The organism is Vibrio sp. 10N.286.46.A8, from assembly GCF_041470165.1.
Lineage (GTDB): Bacteria > Pseudomonadota > Gammaproteobacteria > Enterobacterales > Vibrionaceae > Vibrio > Vibrio tasmaniensis_A.
Window position 1 is genome coordinate 20,563 of the sequence record NZ_JBFRLX010000071.1, and the last position, 24,378, is coordinate 44,940.

17 protein-coding genes are annotated in these 24,378 nt (G+C 44.8%); 12 read left to right on the top strand and 5 right to left on the bottom strand.

The genetic code is table 11. The features are described from left to right. Positions 1 to 140 precede the first annotated feature (140 nt). The 8 genes from AB4232_RS08445 to tldD all read left to right on the top strand — a co-directional run bounded on the left by AB4232_RS08445 (position 141) and on the right by tldD (position 11,063). Complete coding sequence (locus AB4232_RS08445) at positions 141 to 1,184, top strand: rod shape-determining protein (protein ID WP_009847850.1); 1,044 nt, start codon at positions 141 to 143, stop codon at positions 1,182 to 1,184. Positions 1,185 to 1,278: 94 nt separating this feature from the next. Next, positions 1,279 to 2,166: a rod shape-determining protein MreC gene (mreC, locus tag AB4232_RS08450; RefSeq protein WP_012603147.1), complete on the top strand. Its 888-nt coding sequence runs from the start codon at positions 1,279 to 1,281 to the stop codon at positions 2,164 to 2,166. Beyond that, a complete protein-coding gene (mreD, locus tag AB4232_RS08455; RefSeq protein WP_009847848.1) occupies positions 2,156 to 2,644 on the top strand; it encodes a rod shape-determining protein MreD in 489 nt (162 codons plus the stop codon). Before mreC ends, mreD begins: the two co-directional genes overlap by 11 nt. 7 nt (positions 2,645 to 2,651) lie before the next feature. Next, the gene (locus tag AB4232_RS08460; RefSeq protein ID WP_372086925.1) at positions 2,652 to 3,317 is read left to right on the top strand and encodes a nucleoside triphosphate pyrophosphatase; all 666 of its coding nucleotides are present in this window, start codon (positions 2,652 to 2,654) and stop codon (positions 3,315 to 3,317) included. A 20-nt stretch (positions 3,318 to 3,337) separates the two neighbouring features. Further along, the gene (rng, locus tag AB4232_RS08465) at positions 3,338 to 4,807 is read left to right on the top strand and encodes a ribonuclease G (protein ID WP_009847846.1); all 1,470 of its coding nucleotides are present in this window, start codon (positions 3,338 to 3,340) and stop codon (positions 4,805 to 4,807) included. Positions 4,808 to 4,817: 10 nt separating this feature from the next. Further along, a complete protein-coding gene (locus AB4232_RS08470; protein WP_372086926.1) occupies positions 4,818 to 8,690 on the top strand; it encodes a YhdP family protein in 3,873 nt (1,290 codons plus the stop codon). Between the two features lie 95 nt (positions 8,691 to 8,785). Next, positions 8,786 to 9,598: a carbon-nitrogen hydrolase family protein gene (locus AB4232_RS08475; protein ID WP_372086927.1), complete on the top strand. Its 813-nt coding sequence runs from the start codon at positions 8,786 to 8,788 to the stop codon at positions 9,596 to 9,598. Between the two features lie 19 nt (positions 9,599 to 9,617). After that, positions 9,618 to 11,063 (top strand): metalloprotease TldD, encoded by a 1,446-nt coding sequence (tldD, locus tag AB4232_RS08480; protein WP_371701438.1) that lies wholly within the window; start codon positions 9,618 to 9,620, stop codon positions 11,061 to 11,063. Between the two features lie 117 nt (positions 11,064 to 11,180). Here tldD and AB4232_RS08485 read toward each other — a convergent pair whose 3' ends face one another. Then, the gene (locus AB4232_RS08485) at positions 11,181 to 12,560 is read right to left on the bottom strand and encodes a PhoH family protein (RefSeq protein WP_009847842.1); all 1,380 of its coding nucleotides are present in this window, start codon (positions 12,558 to 12,560) and stop codon (positions 11,181 to 11,183) included. Positions 12,561 to 12,979: 419 nt separating this feature from the next. On the opposite strand from AB4232_RS08485, the gene rapA reads away from it, so the two are divergent. The 3 genes from rapA to AB4232_RS08500 all read left to right on the top strand — a co-directional run bounded on the left by rapA (position 12,980) and on the right by AB4232_RS08500 (position 17,801). Next, a complete protein-coding gene (gene rapA / locus AB4232_RS08490) occupies positions 12,980 to 15,889 on the top strand; it encodes an RNA polymerase-associated protein RapA (RefSeq protein WP_009847841.1) in 2,910 nt (969 codons plus the stop codon). A 180-nt stretch (positions 15,890 to 16,069) separates the two neighbouring features. After that, complete coding sequence (locus tag AB4232_RS08495) at positions 16,070 to 16,804, top strand: pseudouridine synthase (protein ID WP_372086928.1); 735 nt, start codon at positions 16,070 to 16,072, stop codon at positions 16,802 to 16,804. A 34-nt stretch (positions 16,805 to 16,838) separates the two neighbouring features. Further along, a complete protein-coding gene (locus AB4232_RS08500; protein WP_009847838.1) occupies positions 16,839 to 17,801 on the top strand; it encodes a D-2-hydroxyacid dehydrogenase in 963 nt (320 codons plus the stop codon). Positions 17,802 to 17,893: 92 nt separating this feature from the next. Here the strand turns inward: AB4232_RS08500 and AB4232_RS08505 are convergent, their stop codons facing one another. The 4 genes from AB4232_RS08505 to argR all read right to left on the bottom strand — a co-directional run bounded on the left by AB4232_RS08505 (position 17,894) and on the right by argR (position 23,056). Next, positions 17,894 to 18,331 carry a universal stress protein gene (locus AB4232_RS08505; protein ID WP_009847837.1) on the bottom strand — a complete coding sequence of 146 codons (438 nt, stop codon included), beginning with the start codon at positions 18,329 to 18,331 and terminating at the stop codon, positions 17,894 to 17,896. A gap of 107 nt (positions 18,332 to 18,438) precedes the next feature. Further along, positions 18,439 to 21,018: a TRAP transporter permease gene (locus AB4232_RS08510; protein ID WP_009847836.1), complete on the bottom strand. Its 2,580-nt coding sequence runs from the start codon at positions 21,016 to 21,018 to the stop codon at positions 18,439 to 18,441. A 255-nt stretch (positions 21,019 to 21,273) separates the two neighbouring features. Then, on the bottom strand, positions 21,274 to 22,242 hold the full coding sequence (locus AB4232_RS08515; RefSeq protein WP_009847835.1) for a TAXI family TRAP transporter solute-binding subunit: 969 nt from the start codon (positions 22,240 to 22,242) through the stop codon (positions 21,274 to 21,276). Positions 22,243 to 22,585: 343 nt separating this feature from the next. Next, a complete protein-coding gene (gene argR, locus AB4232_RS08520) occupies positions 22,586 to 23,056 on the bottom strand; it encodes a transcriptional regulator ArgR (RefSeq protein ID WP_004735909.1) in 471 nt (156 codons plus the stop codon). A 332-nt stretch (positions 23,057 to 23,388) separates the two neighbouring features. Between argR and mdh the strand changes: the two genes are divergently transcribed. Next, positions 23,389 to 24,324 carry a malate dehydrogenase gene (gene mdh / locus AB4232_RS08525; protein WP_009847834.1) on the top strand — a complete coding sequence of 312 codons (936 nt, stop codon included), beginning with the start codon at positions 23,389 to 23,391 and terminating at the stop codon, positions 24,322 to 24,324. Positions 24,325 to 24,378: the final 54 nt, after the last annotated feature.

Genomic DNA, 24,378 nt, shown 5'->3' on the forward strand with positions numbered 1-24,378 from the left:
TTTGGCTGTTAAGTTAGGAATCTGTAAGAAATTGTGGGTTTCAGTCCATGTTTATACTTCAATGCCTTGCCGTGACAGCAAGGCATTGGTACATTTAGTGCAATTTTTGTCTTCTAATTCTTGCAGGATGAGCGAAGAATATGTTTAAAAAGCTTCGTGGCATGTTTTCAAACGACCTATCGATTGATTTAGGTACTGCCAATACCCTTATATATGTAAAAGGCCAAGGCATTGTTCTTGATGAGCCTTCAGTTGTAGCTATCCGCCAAGATCGTGCGGGTTCTGCAAAGAGTGTCGCTGCGGTTGGTCACGCTGCTAAGCAAATGCTTGGCCGTACGCCTGGTAATATCTCAGCAATCCGTCCAATGAAAGACGGCGTAATTGCTGACTTTTACGTAACGGAAAAAATGCTTCAGCACTTCATTAAGCAAGTGCATGATAACAGTGTTCTTAAACCAAGCCCTCGCGTATTGGTTTGTGTTCCTTGTGGTTCAACGCAAGTTGAGCGCCGTGCAATCCGTGAATCAGCACTGGGTGCTGGTGCTCGTGAGGTTTACCTAATCGATGAGCCTATGGCTGCTGCGATTGGTGCAGGCCTACGTGTATCTGAGCCAACAGGTTCAATGGTGGTTGATATCGGTGGTGGTACGACTGAAGTTGCCGTTATCTCACTAAACGGTGTGGTTTACTCGTCTTCTGTACGTATCGGTGGTGACCGTTTTGATGAAGCTATCATCAACTACGTTCGTCGTAACTACGGCAGCTTGATCGGTGAAGCAACAGCCGAAAAGATCAAACACGAAATCGGTTCTGCTTACCCAGGCGATGAAGTTGATGAGATTGAAGTACGTGGTCGTAACCTTGCTGAAGGTGTTCCTCGTAGCTTTAGCCTGAACTCAAATGAAATCCTTGAAGCGCTTCAAGAACCTTTATCTGGCATCGTATCTGCAGTTATGGTTGCACTTGAACAGTGTCCACCAGAGCTTGCTTCTGATATCTCAGAAAACGGTATGGTACTGACAGGTGGTGGTGCACTGCTTAAAGACCTTGATCGTCTGCTAACTGAAGAAACGGGTATCCCTGTTGTTGTGGCGGAAGAGCCATTAACGTGTGTTGCTCTAGGTGGTGGTAAAGCTCTAGAGATGATCGACATGCACGGCGGTGATCTTTTCAGCGAAGAATAGTATCTAGTGTTAGGCTCTTTTCTTATCTAGTTTTATGTAAAGAGCCTAAGACCTTGTTTATAGGATCAAATGTCGCTCTAGGACCAAATATAGAATGAAGCCAATTTTTGGTAGAGGTCCCTCTCTACAATTGCGCCTGTTTTTTGCTGTAACATTATCAGCCAGCCTTATGCTGGCTGATAGTCGTTTAGATGCATTCTCAAATGTCCGCTATCTATTAAACAGCATGGTTGCGCCAATTCAGTATGCCGCTAATTTGCCTCGCACCATGTTTGATGGCGTATACGACCGTTTTAGTACTCGTAAAGGGCTCATTGAATCCAACCATAATATTAAACGAGAAGTCTTACGACTGAAGAGCGAGCTGATTCTGCTTGAGCAATATCAAGAAGAAAACAAGCGCCTTCGCAAGCTGTTAGGTTCACCGTTTATTCGTGATGAGAAGAAGGTCGTCACAGAGGTTATGGCGGTGGATACTTCACCATACCGACATCAAGTCGTGATCGACAAAGGTCAGATTGATGGAGTGTACGAAGGTCAGCCTGTGATCAATGAAAAAGGCATTGTTGGTCAAGTCACTTTTGTTGCTGCTCATAATAGTCGTGTTTTGCTACTGACTGATGCAAATAACGCAATTCCTGTTCAGGTTATTCGTAACGATATACGTGTGATTGCTTCTGGTAATGGCATGATTGATGAGATCCAGTTAGAGCACATTCCAACCAGTACTGATATTCAAGAAGAAGATCTGTTGGTGACATCTGGACTCGGTGGTGTATATCCAGAGGGTTACCCAGTCGCTTATGTTACTGCCGTTGATTATGACCCGAAGCGCGAGTTCGCCGTTATCAAAGCAGAACCTGTAGTTGAGTTTGATAAGCTCAGATACTTGTTGCTTGTGTGGCCTGATGAAAATAAACAGATGCAAGCAGAGCAATCTAGTATCGAACAAGCATTGTTAGAAGGTGAAAATGGCCAATAGCGTTTTAAGAAGCAAAGTAGTAATTGGCTGCTCATTTTTGATAGCACTTATTCTACAAACGATCCCTTGGCCGGGTAGTTTAGACCTATTCAGGCCATCTTGGTTATTACTGGTTACCTGCTATTGGGTTTTAGCGTTACCTTACAGAGTTAACGTTGGTAGTGCTCTAGTACTGGGCTTATTGTGGGACCTTTTGATCGGTTCGACTCTCGGTATTAGAGGCATGATGATGGCAATAGTAATGTACATTATTGCAATGAACTTCCTCGTGATTCGAAATATGGCGCTATGGCAGCAAGCGATAATCATTGCAGCCTTAACAGTGTTGTTTGAGGTGCTAATATTCTTTGGTGAATATTTGATCCAAGATGTCGTTTTCAATCCGTTATCGCTATGGAGCGCATTGATAAACTGTATACTTTGGCCTTGGATGTTTTTATTAATGAGACGTGTACGTCGCCATTGGCATGTAAGGTAGAGTGACGATGGAAAAGAAACATTTAGTTTTGGCATCCGGCTCTCCACGCCGCAAAGAATTGTTATCTCAACTCGGTTATGAGTTTTATGTCCTTGTAACTGATGTCGAAGAGTGTAAACACGCTCAAGAAACCGCCGAAGAGTACGTTAAGCGACTATCTTTAGATAAAGCCTTAGCTGCGTTGTCTTTATTGAAAGATAACCCTTCTGAAAAACAGCATGTCGTTCCTAGTTCTGATAATGTAGATCTTGGTTCTGATATTGTAGCTCTTGGCTCTGGTGCTAGTTCTCTTGATTCTGAAACAGTGGTTCTGGGCTCTGACACGGTCGTCGTAAGCCAAGGGCAAGTGCTCGAGAAGCCAATAGACCTTGCTGACTCTAAGCGTATGCTTACTCAGTTAGCGAATGATCGTCACCAAGTGATGACGGCAGTTTCTGTTGTATCGGAAGAAAAACAAAAGACAGAAATCATTATTACCGACGTATGGTTTAAACCCCTCAGTGAAAAAGAAATAGAACAATACTGGCAAACAGGGGAGCCATGCGATAAAGCTGGTAGCTATGGGATCCAAGGTTTGGGCGGACGCTTTGTTACCCGAATCGAAGGTAGTTATTACGCCGTTGTCGGCTTACCTTTATTTGAAACGGACCAGCTACTGCAAGAATTCTTATAATTACTAATCTGAGGTGCACCATGAGTGCTGAATTGTTGCTGAACGTGACCCCGAGTGAGACTCGTGTGGCCATGATTGAAGGGGGAGCTCTTCAAGAGATCCATGTCGAACGAGATGCTCGACGCGGGATCGTAGGAAATATCTACAAAGGACGTGTAAGCCGTGTTTTGCCTGGAATGCAGGCGGCATTTGTGGATATTGGCCTTGATAAAGCAGCTTTTTTGCACGCCTCTGATATTGTCCCCCACACTGAATGTGTTGCTGAGAATGAAAAGAAGCAATTTCAGGTTCGTGATATTTCAGAGCTTGTTCGCCAAGGGCAAGATATTGTCGTTCAAGTGGTCAAAGATCCTCTTGGTACCAAAGGTGCCCGTCTAACCACTGACATTACATTACCATCTCGTTATCTGGTATTCATGCCGGGCGCAAGCCACGTTGGTGTTTCTCAGAGAATTGATAGTGAGTCAGAACGCAACCGCCTAAAAAAAGTCGTGTCTCGTTACTGTGACGAGCACGGTGGCTTCATCATCCGTACGGCAGCAGAAGGCGCAGATTCAAATGAGTTGGCGCAAGATGCCGCATTCTTGAAGCGATTATGGCTAAAGGTGTTAGAACGTCGTGGTAAGCACAAAGCTCGTACTCGCTTGTATGGTGAGTTGTGCTTAAGCCAACGTATCTTACGTGATTTTGTCGGTACTGAGCTGAGCAAGATTCAGGTCGATTCTCGTCTAGAATATGAAAACCTAAAAGAGTTTACTTCTGAATACGTACCTGAGCTAACAGACAAGCTTGAGTTGTATGAAGGTGATAAGCCTATCTTTGATATGTACGATACCGAGAACGAAATTCAACGTTCATTGGATCGCAAAGTCGAATTGAAGTCTGGTGGGTATCTGATTATCGACCAAACAGAAGCGATGACCACTGTTGATATCAATACTGGTGCCTTTGTTGGTCGTCGTAATCTAGAAGAGACGATTTTCAATACTAACGTCGAAGCGACACAAGCTATTGCTCGTCAACTTCGCCTTCGTAACTTAGGCGGCATCATCATTATCGATTTTATTGATATGCTGTCTGAAGAACACCGTAAGCGAGTACTAACTTCTTTAGAAGCTGCATTAGACAAAGACCGTGTGAAAACCAACATTAATGGCTTCACACAGCTTGGTTTGGTTGAGATGACTCGTAAACGTACTCGTGAAAGTATTGAGCATATTCTGTGTTCTAGCTGCCCTGCTTGTGAAGGTCGCGGTAGCGTGAAGACAGTTGAAACCGTTTGTTATGAAATTCTTCGAGAGATCACACGAGTGAATCGCGCGTATGACGCCGATAAGTTTGTTGTTTATGCGGCGGCTGCCGTTGCCGAGGCGTTAGAAGGCGAGGAATCTCACGCGCTTGCTGAGCTTGAAGTGTTTATTGGTAAGCAAGTTAAAATCCAGGCTGAGCCTCTGTACATACAAGAGCAGTTTGATGTTGTTATGATGTAATGGATATTTTGTGAGTTCAAGCGTTACTCTGATTCTTCGTACATGTCTATGGTTAGTGGTTACTCTCTTAGTAACACTAGCCATTGCTGTCACTACACTGCGTGTAGCCTTACCCAATTTAAATAAGTATCAATCTGAAATTGAGCTTTGGGTAAACCAACATTCCGGTTTTGAGTTTTCTATTCAAGATGTGGGTGGTTTTTGGCGTAACACTCACCCCTCTATTGCTCTGCAAGGTGTTAAGGCTAGCCTTCCCAACGCAGAAGATGTGGCTTTCTCTGTTGAGCGTGTTGAAGTTGAGTTTGACTTGATTCAATCGGTCGTGCAGATGCGTCCTGTCGTGGCCGATTTGGTCATGAATCAAATGTACCTCGACATCCGCTCAATTGATCTATTTGCCGGGCAAAACGGTAAAGATGAACCTAAAGACCCCGGCTCTTCCAAGCGAGTGATGCAGGAGCTGGACAATTTACTTTTAAAAACTTTGGTGGATGTGACCGCTAAAGATTCCTCTCTTCTATATCGAACTATCTCTGGTGAAGAACGTCAGCTTGATATCGAAACTTTAAAATGGCAAAACTCAGGTAAACATCACCTTGCGGAGGGTGTAGTAAGTATTAAAGACGCTAACCTCAACTCTTTGTCAGTAAGTGCTAACTTTGTTGATGGTGGTTCTTTAACTGATATGACGGGCGAGTTTTATGTCAGCGCGGATAGTATCTCAGTAATGCCTTGGTTAACTCGTTATATGCAGGCAGAATCCGGCATTGAGACGGGCACGGTGAGCTTGAATAGCTGGCTAACGCTACGAAATAGCAAGCCAGTTAGCGCTTATGTTGAGGTATTACCTTCAGAACTGACTTGGAATGAAGATGGTCAGCATAACTTGATGCTTGAGTCGGGTGTTTTTAAATTATCCCCCATTGGTGGTGGATGGCAGGTTAATGGTCACTCACTAAATCTAAGAACGGATGACAGGCCTTGGCCTGAAGTTGATGTCGCTTTCAAGTGGAATAAAGGCGCGTGGGAACTTAATGTTTCTGAACTTGATGTTGAAACCATTACTCCGTTGATCAAGTTGATGCCAGATTCTTCGCAATCTACCCAAATGATCAATGCATTGGCACCGGGCGGTATCGTTTCAGACATTCGCGTTGCGATGGACTCTGGAATTGAAAGCTTGCGTTACTCTGCGAACTTTTCCGATTTGGCGATCGAACAATGGGAGTTAGTCCCTGGCTTTAGCCAAGTATCAGGGCATGTGTTTGGCTCGGCTTCGGAAGCGAAAGCCAGCTTATATGTTATTGATGATGTGTTTCCTTATGGTGATGTTTTCCAAGCGCCTCTGAATATCAAACAAGGTCAGGTTGATATTGTTTGGCAGCAAGATGAAAACGGCTGGAAACTGTGGTCGGACAAAATTACTGCAGCCACGCCAGATTTACAAGTACTAGGCGCATTTCGCTTGGACTTTCCAAATAACGCTAGCCCTTACCTTTCTTTTTATGGTGAAGCGGACGCTTACAACGTCGGTGAAACATGGCGCTATTTACCGACATTGGCACTTGGCCAAGACTTAACCGATTACCTTTCAACGGCGATTCAAGCGGGTAAGGCCGACACCGTTAAATTACTCTGGCATGGTGAATTAGCCCAATATCCGTACACCAATCATGATGGTATTTTCCAAGTTTGGGTTGGCTTAGAAGACGCTAAGTTCAGCTTCGATACCGCGTGGCCATTGATAACCGACCTTCAACTTGATCTGTTATTTGAAAATGATGCGATGTATTTAGACTCTCGCTCCGCTCAATTGATGGATGTGGCGGCAGATCGAATCACTGGTCGTATTCCTTATTTAGGGGAAGGCGGTCATATCGAAATTGAAGCTAAAGCAACGGCGTCTGGTAATGCAGTTCGAAATTACATGACTGCTTCGCCACTCGTAGATTCTGTGGGTGCTGCGTTAACTGCGCTTAAAGTGAGTGGTGATGTCTCTTCTGAGTTCCAGCTTAATATTCCGTTTGATTCTGAACAAGAACCTAGAGCGTGGGGATATGCAGATCTGAGTGGTAATCATGTTGAGATTGAAGCTCCACCAATGGTGCTAGAGAACACCACTGGTCGTATTGAATTTGATAATGATGTCGTGACAGCAAGTGGTCTTGCCGCTGATTTGCTTAATCAAGGTATCTCGGTTGACTTTAAAGGTCTTAATGATGGACCTGGCTATGCAGTGGATCTTGATGTGTTAGGTGATTGGGACGTCAATCCTCTAAAGCCTTATGTCGGAGAGCAGTGGTTAAGCCGTTTGTCGGGTCATGCACAATGGCAAAGCCAGATCGATATTCAGCTGAATGATATTGGTTTTACTTACCAACTCGACTTACAGTCAGACCTCAAATACTTAGCGAGTGATTACCCATACCCATTAGCTAAAAAGTCATTAGAAAGTGGTTCGGCAAGACTACAAGCTTCGGGCAATCAAGAATCGATTACCGCTCGTCTGCAATTGCCGAGCACTAAATACCAAGCTGAGATTGATATTTCCAGCGATGTTCCTGAATTAACGGCGACCAATTTAGTCCTTGGTCGTGGTGGCTATAAAATTAGCCCCGTGGTAGGGCACCATGCCTTGATTCGTACCGATAAGTTCAATGCCGATGACTGGCTGTCAGTAGTCATGGAGCCAGTGCAACCATCGGATGCTGTTCTTAGCCAGATGAACACGCCAACCATTCCTGCGCCACGTCGCATCACCTTCGAGAGCAAAGAGCTGATCTTAGGTGGTATTTCTTGGAATGATGTCGATTTTAGCGCTCGAAAAAACAAGCAAGCGTGGCAAATGGAAGTCTCTAGTCAAGAGTTAGAAGGTGATGTCAATTACTTGCCTCCTTATGATTTGACTGTTTCATTGGATCGCCTGCATCTGTTTGTTCCTGAGTGGAGTGACAAGAAAAACCAAGACCAACTGCTACAGCGTAAGGCGCAAGAAGCACCGTTGATCTCTGAGTTGGATAGAAAGCTCCATGATGCGATGCCGAATTTGACGCTGACCCTGAACGACTTTTGGCTGCAAGGGTATAAAGTTGGTAAGGTTGATGTTGAGATGACTAGGCAGGAAGACCGCATTGAGTGGAATAAGATTCAGGTTCGAAGCGGCGGAAATAAAGCGGATATCAGTGGCTGGTGGGAGTTGCAAGGCGATAAGAGTCGTTCATCGTTAACTCTTGATGTTGAAGGTGAAAACAACAGTGAGTTAATGGAGCGTTTCGGTATTACTTCAGGGATACAAAAAGCGCCCTTTGAGTTAGAAGGTCAATTGAATTGGGATGGTTCGCCTTGGGGGATCAAAATGGATACCCTTGATGGCAACGTTAAAACCCAATTTGGTAAAGGTATTATCTCGGATGTGAGTGGCGCAGCTCGATTACTGGGGCTGTTTAGCCTAGATTCGATTATCCGTAAGATGCAGCTCGACTTCTCGGACGTATTTGATAATGGCATGGCATTCAACAGCATCACAGGAACTGGCGAGATTCAAAATGGTATCTTTCTGACTAATGATCTGAATATGGATGCGGTCGCCGGTGAGATGAAAATAAAAGGGATCGCCAACCTCAATACACGCGAGGTCGATGCTGAAGTGAACTTCACCCCAGATATCACCTCCGGGATTCCAGTATTAACGGCTTTTGCGGTAACGCCTCAAACAGCGCTATACGTGTTAGCGGTGACTACGGTTATTTCTCCGGTTGTTGAAGTCTTTACCCAAGTTAATTATTCGGTGAAAGGGCCGTTGGATTCACCAACAGTGAGCGAGCTTTCTCGCAGTTCTGGAGAATTCCAACTACCAGAAAAACTCAGAAAATTGGCCGAATAAGCCTTAAATTAGCCGAAAAAAACTTAGTATCCTAATCAGCTAATATACGGTGAAATGCTGATTTCTGAATCATAATGAATGGAGGATCGATACACATGGATTGTGTTGGGTTGATTCAAATGACATCAGGCCCTCGCCCTGACTTGAACTTTGATTATCTTGCTCAAGAAGTAGCAAAGTGCAAAGAGTTGGGAGCTAAGTGGGTTGTGTGCCCTGAAAACGCGTTAGTCTTTGGCAGTAAAGCCGACTATCACCAGTTTGCTGAGCCTCTAAATGATGGCCCACTGCAAAAGAAAGCCTTTGAGCTAGCAAAGCTTTACCGAATTTGGATTGTTATTGGCAGTATGCCGATAAGCACAGCTAAAGGCGTGACTACCACAACCTTGGTGATTGATGATTTTGGTTGTCTAGTGGCCCATTACGATAAGCTACACATGTTTGATGTGGATGTTGCTGATGCACATAAGTGCTATCGAGAATCGGATATTTTCACGCCCGGTGACCGAGTGGTAACAACGGAAACGCCTTTTGGTCGCTTAGGTTTGAGTATTTGTTATGATGTGCGCTTTCCGCACTTGTATTCAGAGTTACGCAAGCAAGGTGCACAAATCATAGTGGTACCGGCAGCTTTTACTGCCGTAACAGGGCAAGCTCACTGGGAAGCATTATTAAGATGCCGCGCGATCGAAACGCAATCGTGGATTATCGCGGTAGGGCAAGGCGGAAATCACCCTTGCCATAGAGAAACATGGGGACACTCAATGGTGGTTGATCCATGGGGACGAGTGGTTGCACAACTAGACCAAGATCCTAAAAGTATGGTGGTTGAGATAGACACATCCAGTTGCGAATCAATCAGGCAAAATATGCCAATCGCGCAGCATTCTCGATTTACCAATCAATTTTAATTACAAATAAGAGCCATTTATGAGCATCAATCAAATTGAAGAAGCGCTACTAAACCCAACAGGGCTGACGGAGCAAAATATCGCAGATACATTGGCGAGCATTGCTACCCGCCAAATTGATTATGCTGATATCTACTTTCAGTCAAGCTGGCATGAATCTTTAGTGCTAGAAGACAGCATTATTAAAGACGGCTCTTTCAATATCGATTGTGGTCTTGGTGTACGAGCGGTATCTGGTGAAAAAACCGGTTTTGCTTACTCTGACCAAATCCAATTGGATGGCCTTAAACAGAGTGCAATCGCGGCTCGCGGTATCGCTAAGCAAGGGCAAAACGGTAAGGTACAAGCTTTCAAGCGTAACTCTAACCAAGCTTACTATGATGCAGTTAACCCGCTAGCAAGCTGGGAAAAACAGCAAAAGACAGAATTACTTAAAGCGCTTGATGCTTACATTCGTACTAAAGAACCGATGGTAACTGAAGTATCGGTGAGCCTAAGTGGTGTACATGAACAGATGCTTGTTGCGGCAACTGATGGTACTTTCGCTGGTGATATTCGCCCGTTGGTTCGTTTATCAATTAGCGTACTTGCACAGAAAGGCGATCGTCGTGAACGTGGCAGTGCCGGTGGCGGTGGTCGTTTTGGTTACGATTTTTTCTTAAGTGATGCTAACGGTTTTCAAGTTGCTTACCAGTTCGCTGATGAGGCCATTCGCCAAGCATTAGTTAACCTTGAAGCGGTTGCAGCGCCTGCTGGTGCAATGCCTGTGGTTCTTGGTTCTGGTTGGCCAGGTGTTCTACTGCATGAAGCGGTAGGCCACGGTTTAGAAGGTGATTTCAACCGTAAAGAGTCTTCAGTATTTTCTGGCAAGATCGGCGAGCAAGTTACATCAAGCCTATGTACGATTGTTGATGACGGTACATTAACGGATCTACGCGGTTCATTGAACGTTGATGATGAGGGTGTTAATGGTCAGTACAATACGCTAATCGAAAACGGCATCTTAAAAGGTTACATGCAAGATAAGCTAAACGCTCGTCTAATGGGTGTAGCACCTACAGGTAACGGTCGTCGTGAGTCTTACGCGCATCTTCCAATGCCACGTATGACGAATACATACATGCTGCCGGGCGAACACACACCGGAAGAGATCATTGCAACGGTTGAGAAAGGCATCTACGCACCGAACTTCGGTGGCGGTCAGGTTGATATCACATCAGGTAAGTTTGTGTTCTCAGCTTCTGAAGCGTACATGATTGAAAACGGCAAGATCACTCACCCAGTGAAGGGCGCGACGCTGATCGGTTCTGGTATCGAAGCAATGCAGCAGGTGTCTATGGTCGGTAATGACCTAAGCATTGACCGTGGTGTTGGTGTGTGTGGTAAGGCTGGTCAAAGTGTACCAGTGGGTGTTGGTCAACCAACATTGAAACTAGACTCGCTAACGGTTGGTGGTACTGAGTAATTCAGGTCAGCAGCACGAGTTAATTTCAAAATCTCTCGTCATAAAATAGATTGAAAAGCGCCTCTATTGTGAGGCGCTTTTTGTTTATAGGTTACTGGTTCTGTGAGCGCGCAGAGTCTACATGTTCTCTTCCGCGAACTCAGCCAGTCGGCTACGCACCACACCATTGAGGTGGATGTTGGCACTGCCTTCGAAGTTTTTAAAACGCTCGACCATGTAGGTGAGCCCCGAGGTCACAGGAGTTAGGTAGGAAGAATCTATCTGCGCTAGGTTTCCTGAGCAGACGATCTTGGTTCCTTCACCACAACGGGTGATGATGGTTTTGATTTGTGAAGCGGTGAGGTTCTGACACTCATCCAAAAGCACAAACGCATTCTGAATTGAACGGCCACGCATAAAGTTAATCGATTTGAACTGGATGTTGGCTTTATCACAGATGTACTTCATCGAGCCTTCTGTGCAGTGATCGTTCTTGTGCAGCGCTTCCAGTGTATCAGTCACTGCAGCTAACCAAGGCAACATCTTCTCTTCCTCTGTACCCGGAAGAAACCCTATCGACTCACCTATATCAGGTGTGTTTCGGGTTACGATGATCTTATCGAACTGTTTACGTTCAATAGTTTGTTCAAGTGCAGCTGCCATGGCTAACAGTGTCTTACCACTCCCCGCAGCGCCAGTGAGAATCACCAGATCAATATCAGGGTCGAGCAGGGCATCGATCGCCATACCTTGGTATACGTTTTTGGGTGTGATGTCCCATGCTCTGCGATTCATTAGTCTTTCGCGACTGAGGTCTCTTAGTGTAATGCTTTCAGTTTCAATCTCTTCGACTCGAGCGGCAAAGTCACTTTCTTCGTCAATCACATACTGGTTGAGAAAGGTTGGCTCGAACGGCGCTCTTGCTAAGGTGTGCAGCGTCTTTCCGCCTAAACTTCTGCTCTCGACATTATCGATACCATCCCAAAATGAGCCTTCCAGTTGTTGGAAGCCTTTGGTGAGGTATTGGATATCATCAATCAATTGGTCTGTTTGATAGTCTTCAACAAAACGGACTCCGGCGCCTTTGGCTCGTAAACGCATGTTGATGTCTTTGGTGATAAGAACCACTTCTCGTGGCGCGCGCTTATTTTGAAGATAGAGGACTGCGTTGAGGATTCGGTTATCGCCAGCTTTGTCATCGGCGAAGGCTTTGATGCTTTCTTGAAGTTCGTAGTCAGCGAGTATTGAAATACTGCCAGATGCGTTTATGTCTTTAGAAAAAGGGATGCCTTCCGATATTTGGTCTGGTGTGGCTTCCCTGAATAAGTCTTCGAGCGTTCGAATCGCAATTCTCGCATCTCGAGCAACATCTCTTTTACTGTCTTTGATTCTGTCGAGTTCTTCTAGCACTGTCATTGGGATAACGACATCGTGCTCTTGGAAAGAAAATATAGCGAAGGGTTCGTGAAGTAGGATATTGGTGTCTAAAACAAATAGCTTACGGTTGGTCTCGCCCATAGCATCTCCTTGCCGACGTGCGGCTTGCCTTGCATTCATTGAACGTAGATTAAGCTCATATAAAGGTTAGTATCTGATTCTAGTGATAGTCAACAATTCACCTAAACTTCATTTGAGAGCTGCATTCTGCTATCCATAGAATAACCATGATTTTTTGACAGTTTGATTGCACTTATGAAAACAGAAAAAAAGTATGAAATCGTCTCCTTTAGGCGTGACCTAAATCACAGCATCGAGTAAGATTAGCGACCTTTTTCTGCACCATTTTCTCAAGATATTTATTATTAAGAGCGCACTTAAAAAGTGGCTGCAAACTAGGCATTTTTGGCTATATTTTTAGTTCAAGAGCAATAACGTTCTTGTTTGAAATTGCAGTTAGAAAGACCAAATTCCAACTATAAGATTGAGGTAGTCGATTCATGACATTTGCTTTGGGGCAACGCTGGATAAGCGATACGGAGAGCGATTTAGGTTTAGGTACCGTTGTAGCAATGGATGCTCGCACAGTAACAGTAATGTTTGCTGCGTCAGAAGAAAACCGCGTCTATGCACGCACAGATGCTCCCGTAACCCGAGTGGCGTTCAATGTAGGCGATGTCATCGAATGCCAAGAAGGTTGGTCTTTATCTGTTGAAGAAGTTATCGAAGATAAAGGGCTACTGACTTATTTGGGTATTCGTGAAGATACTCAAGAGACAGAGGTGACTCTGCGTGAAATCTTTTTAAGTAACCAGATCCGCTTTAACAAGCCACAAGATAAGCTGTACGCAGGTCAAATCGACCGTATGGATAACTTTGCGTTGCGCTACCGTGCTTTAAGCAACCAATACCAACAACATAAGAGCCCAATGCGCGGCTTGTGTGGTATGCGTGCAGGTCTTATCCCTCATCAGCTTTACATTGCTCATGAAGTCGGTCGTCGTCACGCTCCACGCGTTTTACTGGCTGATGAAGTTGGCCTAGGTAAAACCATAGAAGCGGGTATGATTATCCACCAGCAGGTGTTGTCTGGCCGTGCGGAACGTATTCTTATTGTGGTTCCTGAAACACTACAACACCAATGGCTAGTTGAGATGATGCGCCGTTTCAACCTGCACTTCTCTATCTTTGATGAAGAGCGTTGTATTGAATCTTTTGCAGAATCAGATAATCCATTCGATACACAGCAATACGTCCTGTGTTCTTTGGATTTCCTACGCAAGAGCCGTAAGCGCTACGAGCAAGCACTTGAAGGTGAGTGGGATTTGTTGGTTGTCGATGAAGCGCACCACCTTGAGTGGAGCCAAGACAAACCGAGCCGCGAATACCAAGTGGTTGAAGGATTAGCTGAAAACACGTCTGGTGTATTGCTACTGACAGCGACCCCTGAACAGCTGGGTCGTGAGAGTCACTTTGCGCGTCTGCGTCTGCTTGATCCTGATCGCTTCTACGATTACGAAGCATTCGTTGAAGAAGAAGACCAATATGCGCCAGTTGCTGATGCAGTAACGGCATTGTTCTCTGGCGTGAAGCTTGAAAACAGCGCGAAGAACCAAATTACAGAACTTCTGTCTGAGCAAGATGTTGAGCCACTGTTCCGTGTTATCGAAGGTGATAGCAGCGAAGAAGAGCAAGCCTTAGCTCGCCAAGAACTGATTGATAACCTTATGGATCGCCATGGTACTGGCCGTGTTCTTTTTAGAAATACACGTGCTGCAATCAAAGGCTTCCCTAAGCGTAATGTAAACCTACTGCCGATGGACATTCCAACGCAGTACACAACCTCGATGCGTGTATCGGGCATGATCGGTGGCAAGATGGCACCAGAAGCTCGAGCGATGAAGATGTTGTATCCAGAAGAGATCTTCCAAGAATTTGAAGGTGAAGATTCAAGCTGGTGGCAGTTCGATTCACGTGTGAACTGGTTGATTGAAAAAATCCAAGACAAGCGCAGCGAAAAGATCCTAGTGATCGCTTCTCGTGCAAGTACTGCTTTGCAATTAGAACAAGCACTGCGTGAGCGTGAAGGTGTGCGTGCAACGGTATTCCACGAAGGCATGTCGATTCTAGAGCGTGATAAAGCTGCGGCTTACTTTGCTCAAGAAGAGGGCGGCGCTCAGGTTCTTATCTGTAGCGAAATCGGTTCTGAAGGTCGTAACTTCCAGTTTGCTAACCAGTTAGTGATGTTCGATCTTCCGTTTAACCCGGATTTGCTTGAACAACGTATTGGTCGTTTGGACCGTATCGGTCAACTTCGAGATATCGACATTCATGTCCCTTACCTAAAAGGCACATCGCAAGCGATTCTAGCGCGTTGGTTCGATGAAGGTCTGAATGCATTCGCAGAGACTTGTCCTACTGGTCGCACAGTTTACGATAAGTATTCTGATGTACTGATTGAAATGCTGGCTTCTGGTAACACCGAGCAGCTTGATGAAGTCATTGAAGAATCAGCGAAGCTCAATCAAAGCCTGAAATCGGATCTAGAAAAAGGCCGAGATCGCCTACTAGAGATGCATTCAAATGGTGGCGATAAAGCCCATGAGATTGCAGAGAAAATTGCTTCTACCGATGGTGATACCAACCTAGTATCGTTTGCTCTAAGCCTATTTGACACCATTGGTCTGAACCAAGATGACAAGGGTGAAAATGCGCTAGTCGTGACACCTTCTGAACACATGATGGTACCAAGCTACCCAGGCTTACCTTATGAAGGTGCAACGATTACGTTTGACCGTGAAACCGCGCTTTCTCGTGAAGACATGAATTTTATTAGCTGGGAACACCCAATGATTCAGGGCGGTATTGATCTGCTATTGAGTGAAGGTGTGGGTGCGTCTGCGGTATCTCTACTGAAGAATAAAGCGCTGCCAGTGGGCACAATTCTGCTTGAGTTGGTTTACCTTGTTGATGCACAAGCGCCAAAGCGCAGCGGTATCAGCCAGTTCCTACCTAAGACTCCGATTCGCTTGATGATGGATGGTCGTGGTAACGATTTATCTGCTCAGGTTGAATTCGATAGCTTTAATCGTCAACTAAGCCCGGTAAACCGTCATTTAGCGAGCAAGCTAGTGAACTCGGTACAAGGTGAGATTCACAAGCTAATCGAAGCCGGTGAGACGCATGTACTTCCGAAGGTTGAAGAAGTTCGTCAACAAGCTCAGAAAGATATGCAAACTAACTTGAACGGTGAGTTAGAGCGTCTACAAGCGCTTAAAGCGGTTAACCCTAACATTCGTGATGAAGAGCTAGAGGTTATCGAAGCTCAAATCAACGAACTGACAGGTTACATCAGCAAGGCTCAGGTTCAGCTTGATTCGCTACGTTTGATTGTGGTTTCTCACAACTAGTTTTGAATTAGCTAAATGCTTTAACGAAATAAGGCCTTCATTACGAAGGCCTTATTTGTATCTGTAGTTTGGTTAAACTGTAGCTTGGTTAAAGCTTAGCGCTCGATTATATTCCTATCGAGTGATCAATCGCGAAATGAAGTAAAAAATCAAAACTTCCTTAGTAGTTCAGAGGCTCTAATGGCGTTAGAACATTACACACCCCCACGTGAACCGTGGACTGATATTATCTATCAAGATGATGATGTTCTTGTGGTGAACAAGCCAGCAGGCCTGCTTTCGGTGCCGGGGAGACTGCCGGAGCACTACGACAGTATGTGGAGTCGGTTGGTTGTCGAATTTCCGGAGATTCAAGTTGTGCATCGGTTGGATATGTCTACATCAGGCTTGATGCTATTGGCTAAGCATAAACAGGCTGAGCGGCATTTGAAGAAGCAATTTCAATATCGACTGACACACAAACTTTATTACGCACGAGTGTGGGGTTCAATGGAAGACAAGGCAGGTTTGATTGACCTTCCTCTTATTTGCGATTGGACGAATCGCCCTAGACAGAAAGTGTGTTTCGACGATGGTAAACCATCTCAGACTCGCTATGTGGTTGAGCAACAAGAGCCTCAAACGACATTATTGAAATTGCTGCCGATCACTGGTCGCTCTCATCAGTTGCGTGTTCACTGCATGGAGCTAGGGAATCCAATTGTGGGCGACGAGTTTTATGCAACACCAGATGCGTTTAATTATAGTGACAGGTTAGCTTTACACGCATGTGAACTGAGTTTTTATCATCCGGCTAATAATCAGCTTTTCAAAGCTTTCGTGCCATGTGATTTTTACCCTCAAGCATCGCCACAAATCGAGCAGCACTTTGAAATTGCGCCAGAGCTTCCAGACTACAGTAAGCTAAAAGCTTAGAATGGTTAAATTAATACCAATGCAAGGACGTACAATGCCGAAGTTGAAAGTGGTCTTTCTCGACCGAGCTACCATCCCATCTCAAATACATTTAAAACCCCTTAGCTTTGAGCATCAGTGGGTGGAGTATGACTTCACTTCGCCAGAACAAGTGTCTGAACGAATAGAAGGCGCTGATGTTGTTATTACCAACAAGGTCGTGCTTAACGAATCGAATTTGGCTCAAGCACAACAACTTAAGCTAATAGCTGTTTCAGCAACGGGTGTGAACAATGTCGATGTTGGCTACTGCAAGAGTAACAACATAGCGGTGACAAACGTGCAAGGCTACGCGACTCAATCGGTACCTGAACATGTTATCGCGATGCTGTTTACGCTTAAGCGAAACCTCGTTGGTTATCATCAAGATATCGAGGCTGGCGAGTGGCAAAAGGACAAACAATTCTGTTTCTTTACTCATCCGATTCAAGATGTTGCAGGCAGTACATTGGGCTTAATCGGGAGTGGTAGCTTAGGGCAAGCGACCGCGATATTAGCAAAAGCGATTGGTATGAATGTCATCTTTACTGAGCGTAAAGGGGCTGATTCTTGTCGAGAAGGGTATCTACCTTTTGATACGGTGTTACAGCAAGCGGATGCGATCAGCTTACATTGTCCATTAACTGAAGCGACTCGAAATCTGATTTCAGAGCGAGAGCTAACCATGATGAAATCAAGTGCGGTATTAATTAATGCTGGCCGTGGTGGACTTGTCGATGAGCAGGCCTTAGTTGAAGCTTTGAAAAGTAATGAGATTGCAGGTGCGGGCATGGATGTGTTTACACAAGAACCTGCAGATAATTCGAATCCACTATTGGCTAACAGCCACTTACCTAATTTACTGCTAACACCACATGTGGCGTGGGGCAGCGACAGTTCAATTCAAAAACTGTCTGATATCTTAATCGATAATATTGATGGGTTTGTTGCAGGTAATCCGCAGAACTTAGTGAGTTGATTGAAGAATTGAATGGTGCAAGCACAAAATAAAAAAAGGTTGGCTTTTAGGCCAACCTTTTTAGATTTAGATCGTTGTGTCGATTAAGTGATTTAGCCTTGCGGCTTAACTACCAATACATTGATTGGTGAGTTCTGAACCACTTTGCTTGCAACAGAACCCAGTACAACCTTGTCGATTTTCGAGCGCTTATGACTAGGCATCACGATAAGATCTGCCCCTAGTTTCTCTGCGCAATCAAGAATCGTTGTGTAGGCCTTGCCTTCGGCAACGTGAACTTTATAGATCACATCGTCGTCGATATGCTTATCAGCAAATTCTTTCAGCTGATTTTTAACATCAAGCTTCATTTGGTTTGCTGCATCTTTCGGGAAGTAAGACGCTACCATCGACATGTGGATGCCCGGTAATACGTTCAGAATGTGGATCTCAGCATTACTGTGTTTCGCGTGCCATACCGCTAGCTCGACCGCTTTATCAGAAAAGCCTTTGTCGTTCAGATCAACGGGAACAAGGATTTGTCTATACATGTATTCGTCTCTTTTTGAGCAGCGCCGAGTACATACCAAGCGCTGTAATTATCTTTTCCATGTAGTAAAAAAGCCAAATAGAGTAGAGCGCTATTTGGCTCTATCCATTACGCGCTAATCTCATCCTTACGAGCACGCCTTCTTTGGTTCATCGCTAAACCAATCAAAATTAATAGGGCAGGTAAGAATACCCACTCTTTCATTGGTCGTTCTGCATCTTGGATAACGGATTTAATTTCCCAATCAAAGTCAATGCCAGCAGCTTCAGCAGGGCTACCAAACTCAACCATATCAACAATCATCTTGTCGTCAGCTTGGGTCAGCATTAGGCCCATTGAAGCAATGCGGTCTTCACTTGTTGTCGCAGAATCTTCAAACGGAAGGCGAACTGTTTTCTCAGAATAGTTACCTTCTAAGTTTTCGCCACCGACTCTCAATTCAAGTGATTGTCCCACAGATAGATTTTCTGTGATTTGAGCGATCTCAACTCCAGGTGAAAGAACTTTCTCTGGATAAATCATGTCCCACCAGAAGCCCGGGCGGAAGAAAGAGAAGGTCAGAACGATAAGCAGTATAGTTTCCCACCACTTGTTCTTAGTGAACCACCAACCTTGTGTCGCTGCTGCAAAGATAAGTACCGCAGTAACCGAAGAGAAAATCGTCAGTGCTAAGTGCCACCAAGAATCAATGCCCATCAACAGTAGTTGGGTGTTGAAGATGAACATGAACGGCAATATCGCGGTCCGGATATCGTAGGTAAAACCTTGAATACCGGTACGAATCGGGTCTGATTTAGCAATTGCAGCGGCCGCAAATGCAGCCAAACCTACCGGAGGTGTATCGTCCGCAAGAATACCGAAGTAGAACACGAATAAGTGAACCGCAATCAGTGGAATGATCAAGCCGTGCGCTGCACCTAAGGTAACAATTACTGGTGCCATCAATGTTGATACAACGATGTAGTTCGCCGTTGTTGGCAAGCCCATACCTAAGATCAAGCTGATTACCGCAGTGAATAACAACATTAGAATGATGCTACCGCCTGAGATGAACTCAACAAAATCGGTCATTACAAGGCCGATACCTGTCAGCGTTACCACGCCTACAACCGTACCAGCTGCAGCTGTCGCTACACCGATACCGATCATGTTACGTGCGCCTGAAACTAAGCTCTCTGCTAGATCAACGAAGCCTGCTTTTGTTTGTTCTGCGAGATCGTCTGATTTGTTCATCAGAGTCATTAAAGGACGCTGAGTGATCAGAATGAAGATCATGAACACGGTCGCCCAGAATGCCGACAGACCTGGAGAGAAACGTTCAACCGTTAAACACCAAACTAGAACTACGATAGGCAGTAGGAAGTGAAGGCCAGACTTAATCGTTGGGCCTGGATCTGGTACTTCTGTTAGGTTCTCGTCGATTTCCATGCCACCTTCAGCTGCGTATTTAGCAGAAACACGAACCAGAGCGACATAAGAGACTAATAGAGCAACAGTCACAATTGGTGTGGCTGCAGCGCCAAAGACATCTTTTGTCCAGCCGACACCGTAGTAAACCGCTGCACTGATGACACATAGGCCTAAGATAGTACCAGTGAAAGAGAGTAGGCTTTGCACGATAGTTGGTGTGTGACGACGAGGTAAGCCCGTCATACCTGCTTTACATGCCTCTAAGTGAACAATGTAAATCAGGGCGATGTAAGAGATCAGAGCGGGCAGTAGTGCTGCTTTGATTACTTCTACGTAAGAGATGCCCACGTACTCAACCATCAAGAATGCTGCTGCACCCATGATCGGTGGTGTTAATTGACCATTGGTTGAAGCTGCGACTTCTACTGCACCCGCTTTTGTTCCCGGGAAACCAACACGCTTCATTAGCGGGATAGTAAAGGTACCAGTGGTAACTACGTTAGCAATCGAAGAACCTGATACCAGACCAGATAAACCAGATGCTACAACGGCTGCTTTCGCTGGGCCGCCCTTCATGTGGCCAAGCAGAGAGAATGCCACTTTGATGAAGTAAGCACCTGCACCCGCGCGCTCAAGCATTGCACCAAACAGTACAAACAAGAATACAAATGACGTTGATACGCCAAGAGCAACACCGAACACACCTTCTGTTGTTAACCACAGATGCGACATTGCCTTGTTCAGGCTCGCACCTTTGTGGGCGATAACGTCTGGCATGTGTGGACCGCCAAAGGTGTAAAGTAGGAAGACTGCTGCCACAACCATAAGAGGTGGACCTAAAGCGCGTCGTGTTGCCTCAAGCAGTAGAACCATACCGAATACGGCCGCAACAATATCGAATGTTGTTGGTGCACCCGAGCGTTCAGCGAGCTGAGTATAGAAAATATAGATATAAGAAGCTGAAAAGCTACCTACAAGCGCTAGTATCCAGTCGACAGCTGGGATGCGATCCCTAGGCGAATTCTTCATGGCTGGATAAGCGGTAAAGGCTAGGAAAATAGCAAACGTAAGGTGAATTGCTCGAGCTTCAGTGTCGTTTAAAATTGCGAAGTTAAAAATGAATGGCAGCGGAGATGCATACCAAAGTTGGAACAGTGACCAACATAGAGGCACAAACCATAAAATACGGCCTTGGATACCACGAGGGCTACGCGCACCAGTATCTGATTGTGCCACCATTTCTTGCACATCTGGAGACGGTGATGTTGTCTGCGTCATGTACTTTATCCTTATTATTGATGGTCTGCCTTTTGTTACGAACAACTAAACGTGATTTCTTTCCTATCTAGTGTAGTGAATGGATAGAGAAATGCGTTCTTTGTTCGTCTTTGTCTTAGGCTTGATACGAAGGTAAGTCCTCCAAATTGGAGAAACTTAAAGGGTTGTTCTTTTCACTTAAATTATTTTTATAAAACGTGAAAAGCCAATAAGGAGGACTAGCCTCCTTATTGGTTTAGTAGGCTTAAAGTAGAGTTACTTTAGAAGACCTACTTCTTTGTAGTATTTTGCGGCACCTGGGTGAAGAGGGATAGAGATACCCGCTTTAACCATGTCTTCTTTTTTCAGGTTAGCAAATGCTGGGTGCAGACGTTTGAATGTTGCGAAGTTTTCAAATACTGCTTTAGCAACGTTGTATGCTACTTCATCCGAAACGTCTGAAGTTGTTACCATAGTTGCAGCAACACCGAAGCTATTTACGTCAGCATCTGTACCGCGGTACATACCAGCAGGTACTGTGCTGTATGCGTAGTATGGGTTTTCAGCTACGATCTTGTCGATCTGTGGACCTGTTGCAGAAACCAGTTTTGCATCACAAGACGTTGTCGCTTCTTTAATTGATCCGTTCGGGTGACCAACCATGTAGATGAATGCATCAATCTTGTTATCACAAAGTGCTTGTGAACGCTCAGAACCTTTCAGTTCAGAAGCAAGCTTGAAGCTATCGTTAGTCCAGCCCATAGAGTCCATTACAACACCCATCGTTGCACGGTCGCCAGAACCCGGGTTACCAATGTTGACACGCTTACCAGCTAGGTCTGAAACATTGTTAATACCTGCATCGGTGCGAGCGATGATGTTGAACGGTTCTGTATGTAGAGAGAACATAGCACGAAGTTTCTTGTATTCGCCTTGGTCTTTGAACTTACTTGTACCGTTGTAGCCGTGGTATTGCCAGTCCGATTGAACAACACCGAAATCTAGTTCACCAGCACGGATGGTATTAACGTTGTAGATTGAACCGCCAGTAGACTCGACAGAACAACGAATGTTGTGGTCTTTACGGCCTTTGTTCACTAGCTTACAAATTGCACCACCAGTCGGGTAATAAACACCCGTTACTGAACCAGTACCAATTGTGATGAACTCTTGAGCGTTAACTGCGCCAGCGCCCATTACAGCAGCTGCAATAGCCCCAACTTTAATCAGTTTGGTAAATGCCATGAATTTCCCTTCCTTTATTCATTATTAACCCTGAAACAAGTGTAGTCGTTTCTGGAGTTTCCTATTTGGAAACGGCACCTTTTTCAATCCATGTGATGAAAAAGTGGCTGAATAATATCAAAAATTGGCAGAAAATTACTCAAATGTTAAAAGATATAGCGAAAAAATCTAACAAATGACGGTTGGATCTCGTGTTTGATTTGCTATTGAGTTTTTTAAAATCAATGAGTTAGTGATTTTTGGGAGAGGCGGGATAGATATCTTAGGATGTGATTTGGATCACGAACTAAATAGGTGTTTGTGATCCAATAGTAATGGCTGATAGTTATGAAACTGTGAGCAATTATCCTGCGTATTCAAACAGTTCGCATACAGAATCGAACAGTTGCTTAGTGGTAACTGATAAGGTTGGAGTAATGAAGATAGTATCATCTCCAGCAACTACCCCCAGTATGCCTTCTGACTTACCTAATGAATCTAATAAGCGAGCAATAAGCTGCGCGGCACCAGGGCCAGTGTGTATCACAACCAATGCATTGTTGTGGTCAATATCTAACACTAACTCTCTTAAAGAGCTTGAAACCGTCGGAACACCAAGTTCAGCAGGAAGACAGTAAACCATCTCCATTTTTGCATTGCGTGTTCGCACTGCGCCAAACTTAGTTAACATACGCGAAACTTTAGATTGGTTGATACTTTCAAAGCCTTCATGCTTCAGGGCATCGACAATCTCGCCTTGCGAACCAAAACGTTCTTCTTTTAGTAGTGATTTAAAAGCTCGAACTAAGTTGTCTTGTTTTTCTGTATTGCGCATATGTCATTCTTATTCATTAACAAAGATGTTTGCATATTCTCGCATACATATTCAGTTCTCGCCAAAATATCACGGTAATTTGTTAGTCATATCACTGTAAAAATTTAATAGGATAATGTGTTATTTAAGACGAGTTGTTTTGTCATTTCAAATGATTATCGCCATAATGCGAACTTGCTGTGTAGCACGGTTTTATTGACTTGCGCGAAGTCGCAAAGCTAGCGTTAATTGATTGTAATCACTTTGTGATTAATATAGTTTTTTAACTTAAATTTAGCTCAAGAATTACCCTACAAAGAATCTATAAGAGAAAGCTCTCAAGGAGAATAACAATGAAAGTAGCTGTTATTGGTGCCGCTGGTGGCATCGGTCAAGCCCTAGCCCTACTACTAAAGAACCGCCTGCCTGCTGGTTCAGATCTTGCACTTTACGACATCGCTCCGGTAACCCCGGGGGTTGCTGCCGATCTTAGCCATATCCCAACGCCTGTTTCGATCAAAGGTTACGCGGGTGAAGATCCAACTCCAGCACTTGAAGGTGCGGATGTTGTGCTTATTTCTGCGGGTGTTGCTCGTAAACCTGGTATGGATCGTGCGGATCTTTTCAATGTGAACGCTGGCATTGTTAAGTCTCTAGCTGAAAAAATTGCCGTTACTTGTCCTACTGCTTGTGTTGGTATCATTACTAACCCAGTAAATACAACAGTGCCAATCGCTGCTGAAGTACTTAAGAAAGCGGGCGTTTACGACAAGCGTCGTTTATTCGGTATTACTACTCTTGATGTCATTCGTTCTGAAACGTTCGTTGCTGAACTGAAAGATAAAGATCCAGGCGACATTCGTGTTCCTGTTATCGGTGGTCACTCAGGTGTAACGATCCTTCCTCTGCTTTCTCAAGTTGAAGGTGTTGAGTTTACTGACGAAGAAATCGCAGCGCTAACAACTCGCATCCAAAACGCGGGTACTGAAGTAGTAGAAGCTAAAGCGGGTGGCGGTAGTGCGACCCTATCTATGGGTCAAGCGGCTTGTCGCTTCGGTCTTGCTCTAGTGAAAGCACTTCAAGGCGAAGAGAACGTGATTGAGTGTGCCTACGTTGAAGGTGAAGGCGAGCACGCACCATTCTTCGCACAACCAGTTAAACTTGGCAAAGAAGGCGCTGAAGCGATTCTTAGCTACGGTGAACTGAGCGACTTCGAACGCAATGCACTAGACAGCATGCTAGAAACGCTAAATGGCGATATTGAGATTGGTGTTGAATTCGCTAAATAAGCGATAGATAACTGAACTCTGCTAAAACGACAGTTAACGAAAGCCGATCATTGC